This is a genomic window from Streptomyces sp. NPDC097640 (assembly GCF_040302705.1).
Classification (GTDB): domain Bacteria; phylum Actinomycetota; class Actinomycetes; order Streptomycetales; family Streptomycetaceae; genus Streptomyces.
On the sequence record NZ_JBEOSB010000021.1, the window covers coordinates 71,675 to 87,518 of the forward strand.

Sequence of the window (15,844 nt, forward strand, 5' to 3'; positions counted from 1 at the left end):
ACGAAGGTGTGCCGGGCGTCGCTACGGGGCGACGCCCGGGGTGCGGGCCCATTCGGCGAGCACCGGGACACAGCGCTCGGCGAAGTACTCGTAGTCGGCCGCCGTGTTGTACACATGCGTCGACAGGCGGAAGTAGCCGATGCCGCCGAAGCTGGTGAAGGCCGCTTCCACGCCCAGCTCATGGGCCATCCGGTCGCGCAGCGCGTCGGCCTCGAGGCGGGTGGCGCCGAGCCCCGCGGGAAGCCGGACCAGGCGCATCGGGCCCACCGGCATGCCGACGTCCACGGCCGTGCTCTCGCCCATGACCTCGGCGAAGGCCTCGCCGATGACGCGCTCGGCGTAGTCGGCCAGGTCGCTCATGTAGGTACGGGCGCGCTCCCAGCCCCAGGTGGCGTCGATGAAGTCCACGGCGGCCGGAGCCGCCAGATAGCCGGTGACGTCCACCGTCCCCTGGGTGTCGAACCGCTCGGGGAAGGGGTCGCCGGCGCCCCAGGAGTCGATCAGGGGATAGAGCTCGTCGCGCAGCGGACCCCGGGCGACCAGGGCCGCGGTGCCGCGCGGTGCGCAGCCGAACTTGTGCAGATTGCCGACCCAGAAGTCGCAGTCGAGGCCCGCGAGCGGGTCGGCGATCAGACCGGGCACATGCGCCCCGTCCACCAGGAGCGGAATGCCACGCTCTCGTGCCGTCGCGGCGATCCGCTCCACCGGCATCCGGCGGGCGGTCGCCGAGGTGATGTGGTCCAGCACGATCAGCCCGGTGGCCTCGTTCAGCCCGGCCACCACGGCCGCGTGGGCCCGCTCCTCATCGGCGTCGAGCGGCACATGCACGGTGCGGACCGTGGCGCCCTGGCGCCGGGCCAGGCGCTCGGCCCCCATGGTCACCGCCCCGTACCCGTGGTCGGTGACCAGGATCTCGGCGCCGGACCGCAGCGGCACATTCGCGTACACCACACTCGCGCCGCCGCTCGCGTTCGGCACCAGGGCGAGGTCCTGGGGCGCGACGCGCAGAAACCCGGCGACGGCCGTCCGGGCGGCCGCGACCCGGCCCGGCAGCGTCGCGAACCACACCACGGGCGACCGGTCCATCTCCTCGCGCAGCTGCTGCTGCTCGCGCTGCGCCACCACCGGAACCGCCCCGAAGGACCCGTGGTTGAGATGGCGCTGCCCGGGGTGCAGGGACCACGCCTCCGCGGCCGGGCGGCCGTCGGGAAGGAGCAGGGGGCGTGGTGCTGTGCTCACGTCGGTCTCACTCACGTGACTGGACATCTCCCAGGAATCGGGCCGACACATCAGACACTCACTGAAGATAGGTCTGATGACTTGGCCGGTGACTTGGCCCGGGATCCTGGCACAGCAGCCAGGACTAAGGCAATAGGTGTACGCCGCCGGTAAGTCATCTGATGACTTGCTGCCACCTTGAGGGAGAGATCTGATGACTCGGTAGGGTGGGAACCTGAGGCCCGGCGCCGTCGCCGAGCCACGGGGAAGGGAAGCGATGTCCGCAGTCGACAAGGCCTTTCACGGCCTACGGCACATGATTTCCACCGGCCGGCTGGTCGCCGGGCAGCGCATTCCGCCCGAGAGCGAGCTGTGCGACGAACTGGGCGTCTCCCGGGGCTCCCTCCGGGAGGCGGTGCGCATGCTGGCGGCCCTGCGTGTCATCGAGCCACGCCACGGCTCGGGCACCTACGTTTCCCAGCTGCGTCCGGAGGACATCGTCGGTAGCCTCTCGCTGACCGTCGACCTGCTGCCGCTCGAAGGGCTGCTGGAGATGTTCGAGATCCGGCGCGTCCTGGAGTCCCACGCCGCGGCGCAGGCGGCGGCGCGGATGACGCCCGAGACGCTGGCCAGGCTTTTTGAGTACATCGAGGCCATGGAGGCCACCGAGAACCCGGCCGAGGTCTCCGAGCTGGACCACCGCTTCCACGCCGAGATCGCCAGGATGGGCGGGAACCCCACCCTCGGTTCGCTGCTCGGGGTGTTCCGCGCGCGCTCCCGCAACTATCAGGTGTTCACGCTGCCCGAGGGGCCGAGCATCAAGCGTGCCAGCGACGAGGATCACCGGGCCATCGCGGGCGCGCTCGCCCAGCGCGACCCGGCGGCCGCCGCGGGCGCGGCCGCGGCGCATGTCGCCCACACCGAGAAGTGGCTGCACGCGTTTCTGCCCGACCGGCCGGAGCCGTCCTCCAGCCATGGGCCCTGACCAGGCATCGAGGGAGGAATCACCCCGCCGCGTAACAACTCCGTCTCGGAAATTCCCTTCGGCCGAGTGATCACGCTTTACTGGTGCGCCATAGCGAGGACATGTCATAACGGGAGACTTGAGCCAGATGGGCCGACACAGCCGCCCCACCCCTGCCCAGCAGGCGCGTGCCACAACGATCAAGGCGGCCGCCGCTCTGGGGGTGGCGGGCGGCATCGCTTTCGCTCTCCACTCGTCGACCGGCAGTGACAGGACCGTGCAGGCGCGCTCCGACGTCAGCTCCCAGCCGGCGGGTACGCCGGAGACCGAGGAGCCCACCGGCTCCGACCGGCCGACGGGCTCCGACCGATCCAGCGACACCGACCGGCCCTCCGGCGGCGGCCTGGCCCCCACCGCCTCCGCCAAGCCCAAGCTCGTACAGGACGGTGGCGACGGCGCCTCCCGGGGCGAGACCTCGCGGACCCGCACGCCTTCGGGCGCTCCGAAGACGAACGCCCCGTCGGCCGAGCCCACCGACACCCCCGGTTCCACGGCGCCCTCGGCCTCGGAGCCGGACACCGCGCAGCCCACCTCGCCCGCCCCGGCCCCCTCCGAGGACGAGTCCGGCGGCCAGCAGGACGACGGTCAGCAGGACGTCGGTCAGCAGGACGACGGGGACGGCAAGGGCAGGGACAAGGGGCTGGTGGGCGGCGTGGTCGAGGGCGTCGGCGACACGGTCGGCGGTGTGCTCGACGGCCTGACCGGCGGCCTCCTCGGCGGCTGAGCGGTCCCCTCCCCGGCCGGTTCCCGCGGCTCGGGCATGGTGCATATCGGACCCGATGTGGAAATATGAGGTAACCGGGTATGCAAGGGGTGTCCTCGTGCACGACAGGTTCAATCGGACGGGTCACGGGAGCATACGGCTCGACCGCACGGGTCAGGCCCGTACGGGACGGTGGAGTTCGCGCGGCGCCATGCCCTGCGCGGCGCCATCCGGGTGTCCGGAAACCTCCGGGGGGACCCGCGCACGGTCGTCCGGGGAGCGCCATGGGTCACCGCATCCCCTGTGAAGGCCCGGACCGGCCCACCGCCGGGGCAGAGCGGCCGACCGCTCCCCCCGGCCGGGGAGCGCGCGCCGCTCCCACGGGCCACGGGCGGCCGGCCGCCGACGGTCCCGCGGCACCCGCCCGGGACGAAGCGGCGTACGGAGCCGGAGCGCACACCGAACGGCTGCGCTATCTCGACGAGGCGACCCGCCGCATCGCCCGTGGCATGGACCCGGACGAGACGCTGTGGGAGCTGTGCCGGGCCGCCGCCCCCGCCTTCGCCGACGCGGCGTTCATCCATCTGTGCGACCACCCCCTGCCGTCCGGGGACGCGATCCCCGCGGCGCCGGTGGTGCTGCGGCCGCACACCACCGGCGCGAGGCCCCGGGCACCGGCCGGAACCGGCACCCGGGGCGACCGGCCGGGCGCGCCTCCCGCGCCCCGGAGCCCGGACGGCCCGCGTGACCTCGGGTCGAACGCCGCGCCGAACGCCGTGCCGGAAGCCGCCCCCGGGGCCGGGCCCGATCTCGCGCCGGTGACCGTCACCGGCCGGTTCGTCGAGCTGCTGCTGGCCGGGCGGCCGGTGTTCGGTGACACGCAGGGGATCGCGCCGTCGGTGCGCCGGCTGCTGCATGGCGGGGCGAAGGGCGACGGGCCGGTGCCGTCGGCCCGGCGGCTGATCGTCGCCCCGCTGCACGGCCGCCACCACGTCATCGGCACCCTCCTGCTGCTGCGCGAGCCCGATCGCCCCGCCTTCACCCCCGATGACCTGCTGGTCGCCTCCCAACTCGCCACGCACACCGCCCTCGGCATCGACAAGGCGGTGCGATACGGGCGCGAGGCGTCGGTCGCGGATGTGCTTCAGCGCGCCATGCTCCCCTCCTCGCTGCCCGAGGCCACCGGTGTCCGCCTGGCCAGCCGCTATCTGCCGGCCTCGGAGACCGCCCGGGTCGGCGGCGACTGGTACGACGCCATCCCGCTGCCCGGCAACCGCGTCGCGCTGGTCATCGGAGACGTCATGGGCCACTCCATGACCTCCGCCGCGGTCATGGGCCAGCTGCGGACCACCGTGCAGACCCTGGCCGGACTCGACCTGCCGCCCGAGGATGTCCTGCACCACCTCGACGACCAGGCCCAGCGCCTCGGCAGCCAGCACATCGCCACCTGCCTCTACGCCATCTACGACCCCATCGCGCACCGGCTGCAACTCGCCAATGCCGGCCACCCGCCGCCACTCCTGCTGCACCCCGACGGCCGCGGCGAGGCACTGCTGATCCCGCCCGGGGCGCCGATCGGCGTCGGCGGGGTGGTCTTCGAGTGCGTCGAGACCCACGCGCCCGCCGGGGCGACCCTGCTGCTGTACACCGACGGGCTTGTCGAGTCCCGCGAGACCGATGTGTGGACCGGGGTGGAGTCGCTGTGTGTCCGGCTGCGCCGCGCCGCCGCCCACGCCCGGACCCCCATGCCGCCCGAGGAACTCTGCGACCTGGTGCTCGGGCCCCTCGACCCGAGGCAGCGGGACGACGACGTGGCGCTGCTCGCCGCCCGCTTCGACGGCATCCCCTGGTACCACGTCTCCCATTGGTTCCTGGACCCCCAGCCGCGGACCGCGGGCCGGGCGCGCCGGCTGGCCCGCAGAACACTCCACCGCTGGAAGCTCGACTCCCTGTGCGAGTCCACCGAGCTCATGGTCGGAGAGGTGGTGACCAACGCGGTGCGCTATGCAACCCGTCCGCTGTCGCTGCGGCTGGTCCGTACGGATGTGCTCCGCTGCGAGGTGGGCGACGACTCGCCGCAGCTGCCCCGGATGCGCCACGCCCGGCTGAGCGACGAGGGCGGCCGCGGTCTGTTCCTGGTCAACCAGTTCGCGGAGCGCTGGGGCGCGACGAGGCTGAGCACGGGGAAGGTGGTCTGGTTCGAGCAGCGGATCCCGGAGGACGCCACCGGCAAGCACGCCGTCGGCGAAGATGCCACTTTTGTAGCATTGGGCATAGATCGGATCACTCTGTGAAGGGCTCCCATCTCGCAGGAGAGGAGTGCTGCGATGACCCGCGCAGTCGGTATCGACCTGGGGACGACGAACTCCGTGGTGTGTGTCCTGGAGGGCGGCGAGCCAACGGTCATCACCAACACCGAGGGCACCCGGACGACCCCCTCGGTGGTGGCCTTCGCCAAGAACGGCGAGGTACTGGTGGGCGAGGTGGCCAAGCGTCAGGCCGTGACCAACGTGGAACGCACCGCGCGGTCCGTCAAACGCCACATGGGGGAGGAGCGATGGCGGTTCCCGGCCACCGGCGAGGTGGACGGCAAGCGCTACACCGCGCAGGAGATCTCCGCCCGCGTGCTCCAGAAGCTCAAGCGCGACGCGGAGGGCTACCTCGGCGAGGATGTGACGGACGCGGTGGTCACCGTCCCGGCGTACTTCAACGACAGCCAGCGGACCGCCACCAAGGAGGCGGGCGAGATCGCCGGTCTGAAGGTGCTGCGGATCATCAACGAGCCCACCGCCGCCGCCCTGGCCTACGGCCTGGACAAGGAGAACGACCAGACCATCCTGGTGTTCGACCTCGGCGGCGGCACCTTCGACGTCTCGCTGCTGGAGATCGGCGAGGGGGTCGTCGAGGTCAAGGCCACCAACGGCGACACCCACCTCGGCGGCGACGACTGGGACCAGCGGATCGTCGACCACCTCGTCACCCGGTTCAAGAACGGCTACGGGGTGGATCTGGCACAGGACAAGATGGCGCTCCAGCGGCTGCGCGAGACCGCGGAGAAGGCGAAGATCGAGCTGTCCGCAGCGTCCGAGACCACCATCAACCTGCCCTACATCACGGCCTCCGACGAGGGGCCGCTGCACCTGGACGAGAAGCTCACCCGGGCGCAGTTCGAGCAGCTGACCGAGGACCTCCTGGAGCGCTGCAAGGGGCCGTTCCACCAGGCGGTCGAGGACGCCGGGATCAAGGTGTCCGACATCGACCATGTGATCCTGGTCGGCGGCTCGACCCGGATGCCCGCCGTGACCGGGCTGGTCAAGGAGTTGACCGGCAAGGATCCGCACCGGGGCGTCAACCCGGACGAGGTGGTCGCGGTCGGCGCCGCGCTCCAGGCCGGTGTCCTCAGGGGCGAGGTCAAGGACGTCCTGCTGCTGGACGTCACCCCGCTGTCCCTCGGTATCGAGACCAAGGGCGGCATCATGACCAGGCTGATCGAGCGCAACACGACCATCCCGACCAAGCGTTCGGAGATCTTCACCACGGCCGAGGACAACCAGCCGTCCGTGCAGATCCAGGTGTTCCAGGGCGAGCGCGAGATCGCGGCGTACAACAAGAAGCTCGGCATGTTCGAGCTGACGGGCCTGCCGCCGGCCCCGCGTGGCGTGCCGCAGATCGAGGTCGCCTTCGACATCGACGCCAACGGAATCATGCATGTGTCCGCGAAGGACCTCGGCACCGGCAGGGAACAGCGGATGACCGTCACCGGCGGCTCCGCGCTGCCGAAGGACGACATCGACCGCATGATGCGCGACGCCGAGCGCTACGCGGACGAGGACCGCCGCAAGCGCGAGGCGGCCGAGACCCGCAACTCGGCCGAGTCCCTCCTCTACAACACCGAGAAACTGCTGCGCGACCAGGCGGACAAGGTGCCGCGGGACGCGCGGGAGGAGACCGAGTCGGCGCTCTCCGAGCTGAAGGAGGCGCTGAAGGGCGAGGACACCGGCCGGATCCGCGCGGCCACCGACCAGGCCGCCACGGCCGCGCAGAAGATCGGCACGGCCATGTACGCCCAGGCCGGGGACCGGGGCGAGGGCTCCGGGCCGGCCGGCGGTACGTCCGACGACACGGGTGGTGACGGCGCGGGCCCGGGCCACGGTGCCGATGACGATGTCGTCGAGGCGGAGATCGTCGACGAGGACCGCCCCAAGGGGGACACCGGATGACCGACCCCCTGCCACCGCGGGACGGCGATCCGGCGGGCCCGGGAAACGCCACGGGTGGCTTAGCCCGTCCGGGCGGCGGTGGCCTGGCGGCCGCCGTGGCGCTGACCATGGTCACCGGGTCGATGGACGCGGTCTCCTTTCTCGCCCTCGGCGGTGTCTTCACCAGCGTGATGACGGCCAACCTCTCGCTGCTCGGCATGTCGGCCGGGGCCCGCGACCCGGCGCTCGCCGGCCACGCCGTCCTCGCGGTCACCGGCTATGTCCTGGGCGCGCTGATGAGCGGCCGGATCGTCCGCGGGCCGGAAAAGGCACGGCTGGCCCGCCGCGCCCTCGGCGTGGAACTGGTCGCGCTCGGTGCGCTGTGGGCGCTGTGGGCGTCGGCCGGCGGCCACCCCGGCGGAGGGCGGCGGCAGGTGCTGCTGGCCCTGGCCGCGGTGGCCATGGGGGGACAGAGCGCGCTGGTGCGCGCCGTCGCGCCACCGGGTCTTTCCACCACCTACTTCACCGGCATCCTGACCAACCTGCTGGCCGACCTCGCCGCCACCGGCAGGGTGCGCCGGGTGAGCGCGGGGCTGCTGGGCGCCCTGGTGGTGGGGGCGGTCGGGGGAGGGGTACTGCTCACCGTGGCGCCGTCGGCCGCGCCCGCGCTGCCGACCGGGCTGGTCGCCGCGGTCTGGGTGGGGGCCGTCGTGGCCTCGGTGTGCGAACGGCCGCGTGGCACGGCTGGGAGGGGGTCAGGTCAAGGCTGAGTGTCGAGCTGATCGGCCAGACAGGCCAGATACAGGGCGAGCGTGGTGCGGTGGTCGCGCAGCGGGCGGCCGCTGATCTGCTCGATCTTGTTCATGCGGTAGACGAGGGTGTTGCGGTGGATGTGCAGCGCCGAGGAGGCGCGGACTAAGTTGAAGCCGTTCTCGCACCAGGCCACCACGGTGTCCCGAAGCACCGGCCAGTCCGGTTGCTCGCGCAGGTCCGCCGCGGTGAGCGTCAGCAGCCGGGTGCGGGTGTTCCGGCCGGCGGCCGCCAGCAGCTGATGGGCACGCAGGTCGGACACGAGATGCACCGGCAGCTCGGGCATGACGAGGGCCCCCAGGCGCAGCGCGTCACACGCGTCCTGGTACGAGTCGTGCAGCGCGCCGACCGAGGTGGCGGGCTCCCCGATGCCCACCCGCGCCGCCAGGCCGTGCTGGACACCCACGAGATCCGCCAGCCGCTGACAGGCCGTCATCACCCGGCTCGTCGAGGCATGTTCCGGCAGCCGGTGCAGCACCCCGATCCACCCGGGGGCCGCCGCCGCGACCACGTCCTGCGGGTCGGAGAACACCTCCCGCACGGTGCGCAGCAGCTCCGCGCGGACCAGCGCGGTGTCGGCGACCGGCGGCCCGGCGCGGTGGCGGGCGCCGTTCGTACCACCGGGCGCGGCCACCTCGACGGTCACCGCGATCCGGCGCAGCCGCAGATCGAAGCCCACCTCGGCGGCGCGGAAGACGACGAAGTCAGGCTCGACCGACTCGGCGTCGTACGTGGCGACATCGGCGAGCAGCTCCTCGAGCACCCGCTCCCTGAGCACCCGTGAGCGCAGGACGGCCGACTCGCGCAGCAGGATCTCCGTCTGCCGCTTGACCACAAGACCGAAGCGCCGCACCTGGGCGGGGGTGCCGGTGATGCCGACCGTGCCCACCGCGTGTCCGTCCATGACCAGCGGCAGGGTCACCCCGGCGCGCACCCCCTTGAGCTCCTGCGCCTGGGTGGCGGTGTGCGTGGCGGGCTCCTGAGTGCGCATCACCTCCACGGATGCCTCGTGGAAGGTGCCGATGCGGCTGCTGTCGCCGCTGCCGATGACGACGCCCTCGCCGTCGGTGATGAGGACGTTCAAACCGATGACCGCGGAGGTGTCCCCGGCGATCTCCTGGGCGAGTGAGGGGCTGAGCACGAACTGGATCCTCCGGCCGGTGGGCTGGACGCACCGTACAGCGCGGTGGCCCCGGCTCGCCACACATTCGTACGGAGTGACCAACGACTGTCCGGCGCCGCCTCCGCCACCGCCCCCGGGGCGGCGAGGCGAGCCGCATCACCCGCGTGCGGGGCCCGTTGGGGAGCCACTTTGGAGTGGTCATATGATGCTCCATAAGATGCCGCGGTGATCATAAAGAAACGCCTGGCGACAGGCGCCTTCGGGCTGCTCGCGGCCGTGGTGTGCGGTCTGGTGTTCCCGACCGCGGCCGTCGCCGACGACGAACCGGCCCGCGAGTCCCCCAAAGTCGAACTTGTCCTGGACGTCAGCGGCTCGATGCGTGCCCGCGACGTCGACGGCATGTCCCGCATGGCCGCAGCCAAGCAAGCCTTCAACGAGGTGCTGGACGCCGTCCCCGACGACGTGCGGCTCGGCATACGCACCCTCGGCGCCAACTACCCCGGCAAGGACCGCGAGACCGGCTGCCTGGACAGCAAACAGCTCTACCCCGTCGGCCGGGTGGACCGCACCGAGGCCAAGGCGGCCGTCGCCACGCTGCGCCCCACCGGCTGGACACCCATCGGCCTCGCCCTGCGCGGCGCGTCCAAGGACCTGGCGGGCGGTGACGCGACCCGTCGGATCGTGCTCATCACGGACGGCGAGGACTCCTGCGGTCTGCCCGACCCGTGCGACGTGGCCCGGGAACTGGCCGCCGAGGGAACCCATCTGGTCGTCGACACGCTCGGACTGACCCTGGACAGCAAGGTCCGGGACCAGCTCAGCTGTATCGCCGAGGCCACCGGTGGCACCTACACCGCGGTCCAGCACACCGACCAGCTCTCCACCCGCATCAAGCAGCTGGTGCGGCGCGCGGCGGACGCCCCGGTCCAGACCCCGACCGCCGTGGAGGGCGCCGAGGCCTGCGCCAAGGCCCCCGTCCTCGGCGCGGGTCTCTACAGCGACCGGGAAGGCTTCGGCGAGCACCGCTGGTACCGGGTGAAGGTCGCCCCCGGCCAGGAGCTGCGGGCCTCGGCGAGCGTGGGCGCCGACCGCGACGTCGACCCCGACTACGGCGTGCTGGTGCGCGCGGTGAACGAGCGCGGCCGCGAGCTGGTGCGCGGCAGCGAGGCCGGCAGCGGCCGCACGGACGTCATCTCGACCGGGCTGCGCTACCCGGTGGCCGAGGGCCGCGAGGTGGAGGACTCGACGCCGCGCACCATCTGCCTCGAGGTGAGCCAGTCGTTCTCCGCGCCCGCGTCCGTCAAGCGCACCCCCGGGCTGCCCGTCGAGCTGGCCGTGAACATCGTCGACGCCGGCGACCCGCCCGGTGACGTGGCCGCCTTCGGCCTCGGCCGCGGCTGGGTGCTGCTGGCCGTGCTCACCGTGACCGGGTTGCTGGTGGGGCTGGTGTGGGGCTGGCTGGCCCGCTGGCGCGTCACCGTCTGGAGGACCAACTGATGCGTGCCCTACGTACCGCGGGCGCCGCGTTCGCGCTCTGCGCCGCCCTGCTCGCCACCGCGCCCACGGCGGCGGCCGACGCGTCCCCGAGCGCGGGCACGGACAGCCATGGCGGACCCGCCGAGGCGGGCACCGGCTTCCGGACCGCCACGGCGATCGAGCAGGGGCAGACCGCCACCGCCGCGGCGTCGGTCGGCGACTACTTGTACTGGATGTTCCCCGCCGCGGCCGGGCAGGTACCCACCGTCAAGGCCACCGTCAAGCTCCCCGAGGCACAGTCCCGGCACGGCAGGACCACCTGGCAGCTCGACGTCTACGACGGGCTGCGCCGTCGCCAGGCCTGCACCTCGGGCAGCCAGACCGTGACCGCCGCGCAGGACGACGCCTCCGTCGACCTCAGCTGCCGGGTGCGCCGAGTGCGCCCCTGGTCCGAGGCCTGGGCCAACGAGCCGCTGCCGGGTTCCTACTACGTCCGGCTGACCGTGGTGAACCTGCCGGAACAGGACCTCGGGCTGGCCTTCACCGCCGAGGTCACGGCGTCCACCCGGGACACCGGGGGCGCGCACGCGGAGGGCGGCGAGCTGGAGCCGCTGACGCCGGCCCTGCGCGCCGGGGCGACCCAGGCGCCGGACGCCTCCGAGTCGGCCGACTCGTCGGACGGCGACGACGAGTCGTCGAACACCGCGTCGGCCGCCGAGCCGGACGGCGGCTGGGGCTCGGGCTGGTGGTCGGACCGCTGGGTGTGGACCGTGGTGGGCGGCGCCCTGGGGGCGCTCGCGGGAGTGGGCGGCTATGCGCTGTCCCGCGGCCGCGGCTCCTTCCGGCGCCCGCCGGCCGCCGAGTGAACCGCTTCAGCTGGTCGGCGACCGGCTGAACGGCGCGCGCACCGCCCCCTCGCCCCGGCGGGCGGGCGGTGCGCGCCGGCCGGGGATCGCCTCGGGGCCGCGTCCACGGGACGTCAGTCGCGGATCCCGATCGTGATGGCCGCGAGGACGGCCGCAATGAGCAGCATCACCACCCCGTAGACCACACGATGGGACCGGAGCCCGGGGATCAGGGCATCGACGGCGATCCGGCCCGGCCCGCTCAACGCGAGCCCCGCCGCGCCCACGCCGATCAGCAGGGGAAACTCGATGCCGCTGAAGTACCCCAACGGCCATATGACATCGACCGCGTTGGCCATCGTGCCCGCCACCGCGGCGCCCGCGAGCGGCGTGAGCAGGCCCACGGCCAGCCCCAGACCGCCGAACGTATCGGCGATACCGGCCACCACCGCCATGAACTTGGGCGCGGGATAGCCGAACTTCTCGAAGAACCGGGCCGTGTTGTCGATCCCCAGGCCGCCCCACCAGCCGAACAGATGCTGCGCGCCCCGCGCGGCGACGATCAGCCCCACGCCCAGGCGTATGACCAGCAGCCCCACGTCATGTGCGACCAGCACATGGGGCGAGGAGCGCGATGAGGACGCGTGGTTCGGGGGAGAGGTGTGATGGTAGGCAGACATGGCGCCCTCGTCTGGTCGGATGCGTAACGGGAGACTCGGAGGCCCTGAGAGGGATCCAGAGGACTCGGAGCACTCGCATAGCTCGGACAGCTGGGACAACACACGCAACGCAGACCACGCGGACAACGCAGGCGGGCGACCGGATTCGGCAGCGCAGCCTTATGTCAAATATGCCCCGAATGGGGCAAGGGCTCAACTCGGAGCTCATCCGCCGTGGTCATAGACGGTGACCGGGATTCCCCGCGCCACCACCCGCTCGGCTATCAGCGGCTCGATCCGCTCCCAGCGCCCGCCGGCCAGCCCGCAGCCGATGCGCGGCATATGCACCGAGGCCCCCAGCTCGGCGGCCTTCGCCGCGAGCGGAACCAGCGCCGCGGCGATCGCCTCGTATCGCACCGGCACGCCCTTGCTGCCGGTGCGCGTCCCGCGCTGGCCGACCATATTGGCCACCCACACATACCGGCTCACCTGGACGAACTGGACCGCGCCCAGCCCGAAGTCATTGCCCGCCCGCTCCCGGTGCCAGCGGCGGTAGGCCGCCTCCGGCTCCGGCCAGCGCCGGGATACGGCCAGCACAAAGCCCTTCCCCCAACCGCCCAGGTCATTGCAGACATGGGCGATGATCTTCTTCCCTTTCCCCTGCGGCGCGGTGGCATCGCCGCGCACATACTCGATCGCTGCCATAATCCGCAGCTTACGGGCAGGCACCGACAGCCCCCGGCGAGAGCGGAGAAGATGACCACGCAGCCCCCCACCGTCGACGAGGAGCTCATCCAGGCCGCGGCTCATGTCGCGCGGATCTACTGCCGGGGCGACGACCACACCATGGCGGCAGCCGCGCGCGCCGCCGACGGCCGTGTCATCACCGCGGTGAACGCCTACCACTTCACCGGGGGCCCGTGCGCGGAGCTGGTGGTCGTCGGCGCCGCGGCGGCCCAGGGCGCCTATGAGCTGGTCAGGATGGTCGCGGTGGGGGACCGCGAGCGCGGGGTGGTACCGCCGTGCGGCCGCTGCCGGCAGTTCCTGTTCGACTACTTCCCCGCGCTCGAGGTCATCGTCGGCACCGTCGACCGGCCGCGCACCGTCCCCGTCGCCGAACTGCTGCCCGACGCCTATGTCTGGGCGGACCACCAACACGACGCCTCGGGCGACGAGGACGCCGACGGCCGGAAGTGAGCCGCCTGGCGGGGCCGGTCAGCCCCGGATCTCCAGCCGGACGGGCGCGGCCCGGGCCGCGGCGGTTTCCGGCGGCAGACGCAGCCCGCCGCGCCCCGGGGTGATCGACCCGAGCACGCTGGGGTGGCGGGCCCCGGTGCAGGCCGGCACCGTGCCGGCCAGCCCATGGGCGGTCAGAAAGCCGAGGACGGCGAAGGCGTACGCCTCCTTGGCGGCCGAGGGGAGGCCCAGCTCGTCGGAGGTGCGCAGCGGGACGGCCCCCAGGGCCCGGCGCAGGGCGGCGAGCAGCGCCGGGTTGCGGGTGCCGCCACCCGAGGCGACCACCTCGCCCGCCCCGGCGGAGCGCACCGCGCCGCCCACGGTGACGGCGGTGAGCTCGGTGACGGTGGCGATCACGTCGTCGGCGGGCAGCGGCCCGAGCCCTGCGAGCGCGGCCCGCAGATACGGCAGGTGGAAGAGTTCCTTGCCGGTTGTCTTGGGGGCCGGCCGCCCGTAGTACGGCTCGGCCAGCAGCCGGTCGAGCAGCGGGCCGTGCACGGTGCCGCGCGCGGCCATCGCGCCGTCCTCGTCCCGGTCGAGCCGGCCGTCCGTCAGATGGCGCACCGCCGCGTCGATGAGCGCGTTGCCCGGTCCGGTGTCGTACGCGAGGGGCTCCCCGCCACCGTCCGGCACCACGGTGACATTCGCGATCCCGCCGAGGTTGAGCGCCGCGCACACGCCGGGCCGCCCGCGCAGCCACAGGGTGTCGACCACGCTCACCAGGGGCGCCCCCTGCCCGCCCGCCGCGATGTCGCGGGTGCGCAGATCGGAGACGACCGGGCGGCCGGTGGCCTCGGCGATCCAGGCGGGCTGCCCCAGTTGCAGCGTCCCGTACGCCCGGCCCTCCCCGACCCAGTGGTAGACGGTCTGCCCATGCGAGCCGATGAGCTCGGCGCGGCCGTCGCACAGCTCCCGGTCGGCCCGGACGGCGAGGGCTGCGAACGCCTGGCCGATGCGGGTGTCCAGCTCGCACACGGCCCGCAGGGTCGTCGGGGCGGGCGGCAGCGCGGCGCTCAGCGCCGCGCGCAGCCCCTCCTCGTACGGGGCGCTGACCAGGCCCAGCGGGGTCAGCACCAGCCGGTCCCCGGCGAGTTCCAGATCGGCGGCCGCGGCGTCGATGGCGTCGCACGAGGTGCCCGACATCAGCCCGATCACCCTCATCGGCCGGCCTCCTGCGGTTCGTCCGGACGCGGTGTTCGCGCCGTGTGCCCCTCGCGCAGCGGGCCTCGGTGGTCGTCCCCGCGCAGGGTGAGCAGCGCCACCAGGCTGACGGCACAGGTCACCGTGGTGTAGTAGCCGGGGATGTCCACCTCGCCGGTCCGCTTGATGGTCTCGGTGATGATGAGCCCGGCGCAGCCGGAGAAGACGGCGTTCGAGAGCGAGTACGCCAGGCCGAGCCCGGTGTAGCGGACCCGGGTCGGGAACATCTCCGCCAGCATGGCCGGGCCGGGGCCCGCCATCAGCCCGACCGCGGCCCCGGCGGCGAACACCGCCACCCCCTTGACCAGGTTCGAACGGTCCGTGTCCTGCAACAGATCCAGCAGCGGGATCGCGGCGACCGCGACCAGCGCCGCCCCCGACAGCATCACGGGCCGTCTGCCGATCCGGTCGCTGAGCAGCCCGGCCGGAATGATGGAGGCGGCGAAGCCGAGGTTGGCCACCACGGTCGCGATCAGCGCCTCCCGGAAACTGGCGCCCAGCGTGCTCTGGAGATACGACGGCATGACGACGAGAAAGGTGTAACCGGCGGCGGCCCAGCCCATGATGCGCCCGGCGCCCAGGACGATGGCCCGCGCCACCTCGCCCGCGCGCGGGGGCGGCTCGAGCGCCGCGCCGCCCGTACGGTCCTCGGCGCCCCGGAAGGCAGGGGTCTCCTCGAGCCGCAGCCGCAGCCACAGGGCGCCCAGGCCCATCGGCAGCGTCAGCAGGAACGGCAGCCGCCAGCCCCAGTCGTTCAGCGCCTGCTCGCTCAACACCGTGGCCAGCAGGGCGGCCACGCCGGCCCCGCCGAGCAGGCCCAGCGCCACGGTGAAGGACTGCCACGCCCCGTACAGCCCGCGCCGCCCGGCGGGGGCGAACTCCGTCATGATCGAGACGGCGCCGCCGAACTCGCCACCCGCTGACAGACCCTGGAGCACCCTCAGAAGGGTGAGCAGCCACGGAGCGGCCGCGCCCACCGTGTCGTAGGTGGGGAGGAGCCCGATCAGTGTGGTGGCCGCGGTCATCAGCAGCACCACACAGATCAGGGTGGGGCGGCGGCCGATCCGGTCGCCGAGGCGGCCGAACACGGCGGCGCCGACCGGCCGGAAGAAGAAGGCGAGCGCGAACGACGCATAGGTCTTGACCAGGCCCTCGAGGTCGCTTCCGCCCTCCGGGGTGAAGAAGTTCGCGGCGATGACCGTCGCGAAATAGCCGTAGATCCCGAACTCGTACCACTCGATGAAGTTGCCCACCGACCCCGCCACCAGGGCGCGGCGCGGTGGTCGGTCGGCCTCCCGGGGCGCCCGGGGCGGATCCGGTATGGATACGGTCACCTGTGTTCCCTCCAGCC

At 72.9% G+C, this 15,844-nt stretch carries 14 protein-coding genes; 8 read left to right on the forward strand and 6 right to left on the reverse strand.

Features of this window, described 5'->3' with window-relative positions; translation table 11 throughout:
• Positions 1–21 precede the first annotated feature (21 nt).
• Positions 22–1,266, reverse strand: a complete 1,245-nt coding sequence (locus tag ABTY62_RS29715) for an aminotransferase class V-fold PLP-dependent enzyme (protein ID WP_502997542.1) — start codon at positions 1,264–1,266, stop codon at positions 22–24.
• A 229-nt stretch (positions 1,267–1,495) separates the two neighbouring features.
• On the opposite strand from ABTY62_RS29715, the gene ABTY62_RS29720 reads away from it, so the two are divergent.
• From ABTY62_RS29720 to ABTY62_RS29740, 5 genes are all read left to right on the forward strand, one after another.
• Positions 1,496–2,203, forward strand: a complete 708-nt coding sequence (locus ABTY62_RS29720) for a FadR/GntR family transcriptional regulator (RefSeq protein ID WP_352132496.1) — start codon at positions 1,496–1,498, stop codon at positions 2,201–2,203.
• Between the two features lie 127 nt (positions 2,204–2,330).
• Positions 2,331–2,966 (forward strand): extensin, encoded by a 636-nt coding sequence (locus tag ABTY62_RS29725; RefSeq protein ID WP_352132497.1) that lies wholly within the window; start codon positions 2,331–2,333, stop codon positions 2,964–2,966.
• 263 nt (positions 2,967–3,229) lie between these two features.
• Positions 3,230–5,239, forward strand: a complete 2,010-nt coding sequence (locus ABTY62_RS29730; protein WP_352132498.1) for a SpoIIE family protein phosphatase — start codon at positions 3,230–3,232, stop codon at positions 5,237–5,239.
• 33 nt (positions 5,240–5,272) lie between these two features.
• Complete coding sequence (dnaK, locus tag ABTY62_RS29735) at positions 5,273–7,165, forward strand: molecular chaperone DnaK (protein WP_352132499.1); 1,893 nt, start codon at positions 5,273–5,275, stop codon at positions 7,163–7,165.
• Positions 7,162–7,914, forward strand: coding sequence for a YoaK family protein (locus ABTY62_RS29740; RefSeq protein WP_352132500.1), 753 nt, complete (start codon positions 7,162–7,164; stop codon positions 7,912–7,914). Before dnaK ends, ABTY62_RS29740 begins: the two co-directional genes overlap by 4 nt.
• Here ABTY62_RS29740 and ABTY62_RS29745 read toward each other — a convergent pair.
• Entirely contained in the window at positions 7,905–9,095 is a 1,191-nt protein-coding gene (locus ABTY62_RS29745; RefSeq protein WP_352132501.1) for a CdaR family transcriptional regulator, read from the reverse strand. The genes ABTY62_RS29740 and ABTY62_RS29745 overlap by 10 nt on opposite strands.
• A 207-nt stretch (positions 9,096–9,302) precedes the next feature.
• On the opposite strand from ABTY62_RS29745, the gene ABTY62_RS29750 reads away from it, so the two are divergent.
• Together ABTY62_RS29750 and ABTY62_RS29755 are read left to right on the forward strand one after the other, a co-directional pair.
• Complete coding sequence (locus ABTY62_RS29750; protein ID WP_352132502.1) at positions 9,303–10,574, forward strand: VWA domain-containing protein; 1,272 nt, start codon at positions 9,303–9,305, stop codon at positions 10,572–10,574.
• On the forward strand, positions 10,574–11,419 hold the full coding sequence (locus tag ABTY62_RS29755; protein ID WP_352132503.1) for a hypothetical protein: 846 nt from the start codon (positions 10,574–10,576) through the stop codon (positions 11,417–11,419). The genes ABTY62_RS29750 and ABTY62_RS29755 overlap by 1 nt, the downstream gene beginning before the upstream one ends.
• Before the next feature lie 113 nt (positions 11,420–11,532).
• Here the strand turns inward: ABTY62_RS29755 and ABTY62_RS29760 are convergent, their stop codons facing one another.
• Complete coding sequence (locus ABTY62_RS29760; RefSeq protein WP_352132504.1) at positions 11,533–12,078, reverse strand: DoxX family protein; 546 nt, start codon at positions 12,076–12,078, stop codon at positions 11,533–11,535.
• A 204-nt stretch (positions 12,079–12,282) separates the two neighbouring features.
• Positions 12,283–12,762, reverse strand: coding sequence for a macro domain-containing protein (locus tag ABTY62_RS29765; RefSeq protein WP_352132505.1), 480 nt, complete (start codon positions 12,760–12,762; stop codon positions 12,283–12,285).
• A 51-nt stretch (positions 12,763–12,813) separates the two neighbouring features.
• On the opposite strand from ABTY62_RS29765, the gene ABTY62_RS29770 reads away from it, so the two are divergent.
• Positions 12,814–13,254, forward strand: a complete 441-nt coding sequence (locus tag ABTY62_RS29770) for a cytidine deaminase (protein WP_352132506.1) — start codon at positions 12,814–12,816, stop codon at positions 13,252–13,254.
• Positions 13,255–13,272: 18 nt separating this feature from the next.
• Here the strand turns inward: ABTY62_RS29770 and ABTY62_RS29775 are convergent, their stop codons facing one another.
• Both ABTY62_RS29775 and ABTY62_RS29780 read right to left on the reverse strand, forming a co-directional pair.
• A complete protein-coding gene (locus ABTY62_RS29775) occupies positions 13,273–14,454 on the reverse strand; it encodes an anhydro-N-acetylmuramic acid kinase (protein ID WP_352132507.1) in 1,182 nt (393 codons plus the stop codon).
• Positions 14,451–15,827, reverse strand: coding sequence for an MFS transporter (locus ABTY62_RS29780; protein ID WP_352132508.1), 1,377 nt, complete (start codon positions 15,825–15,827; stop codon positions 14,451–14,453). The genes ABTY62_RS29775 and ABTY62_RS29780 overlap by 4 nt, the downstream gene beginning before the upstream one ends.
• Between the last annotated feature and the right edge of the window lie 17 nt (positions 15,828–15,844).

What these genes read in the sequence shown, in the direction of transcription:
- ABTY62_RS29715 (WP_502997542.1), bottom strand. Translation starts at nt 1,266, where the DNA reads ATGTCCAGTCACGTGAGTGAGACCGACGTGAGCACAGCACCACGCCCC.
- ABTY62_RS29770 (WP_352132506.1), top strand. Translation starts at nt 12,814, where the DNA reads ATGACCACGCAGCCCCCCACCGTCGACGAGGAGCTCATCCAGGCCGCG.
- ABTY62_RS29725 (WP_352132497.1), top strand. Translation starts at nt 2,331, where the DNA reads ATGGGCCGACACAGCCGCCCCACCCCTGCCCAGCAGGCGCGTGCCACA.
- ABTY62_RS29775 (WP_352132507.1), bottom strand. Translation starts at nt 14,454, where the DNA reads ATGAGGGTGATCGGGCTGATGTCGGGCACCTCGTGCGACGCCATCGAC.
- dnaK (WP_352132499.1), top strand. Translation starts at nt 5,273, where the DNA reads ATGACCCGCGCAGTCGGTATCGACCTGGGGACGACGAACTCCGTGGTG.
- ABTY62_RS29765 (WP_352132505.1), bottom strand. Translation starts at nt 12,762, where the DNA reads ATGGCAGCGATCGAGTATGTGCGCGGCGATGCCACCGCGCCGCAGGGG.
- ABTY62_RS29755 (WP_352132503.1), top strand. Translation starts at nt 10,574, where the DNA reads ATGCGTGCCCTACGTACCGCGGGCGCCGCGTTCGCGCTCTGCGCCGCC.
- ABTY62_RS29740 (WP_352132500.1), top strand. Translation starts at nt 7,162, where the DNA reads ATGACCGACCCCCTGCCACCGCGGGACGGCGATCCGGCGGGCCCGGGA.
- ABTY62_RS29720 (WP_352132496.1), top strand. Translation starts at nt 1,496, where the DNA reads ATGTCCGCAGTCGACAAGGCCTTTCACGGCCTACGGCACATGATTTCC.
- ABTY62_RS29730 (WP_352132498.1), top strand. Translation starts at nt 3,230, where the DNA reads ATGGGTCACCGCATCCCCTGTGAAGGCCCGGACCGGCCCACCGCCGGG.
- ABTY62_RS29760 (WP_352132504.1), bottom strand. Translation starts at nt 12,078, where the DNA reads ATGTCTGCCTACCATCACACCTCTCCCCCGAACCACGCGTCCTCATCG.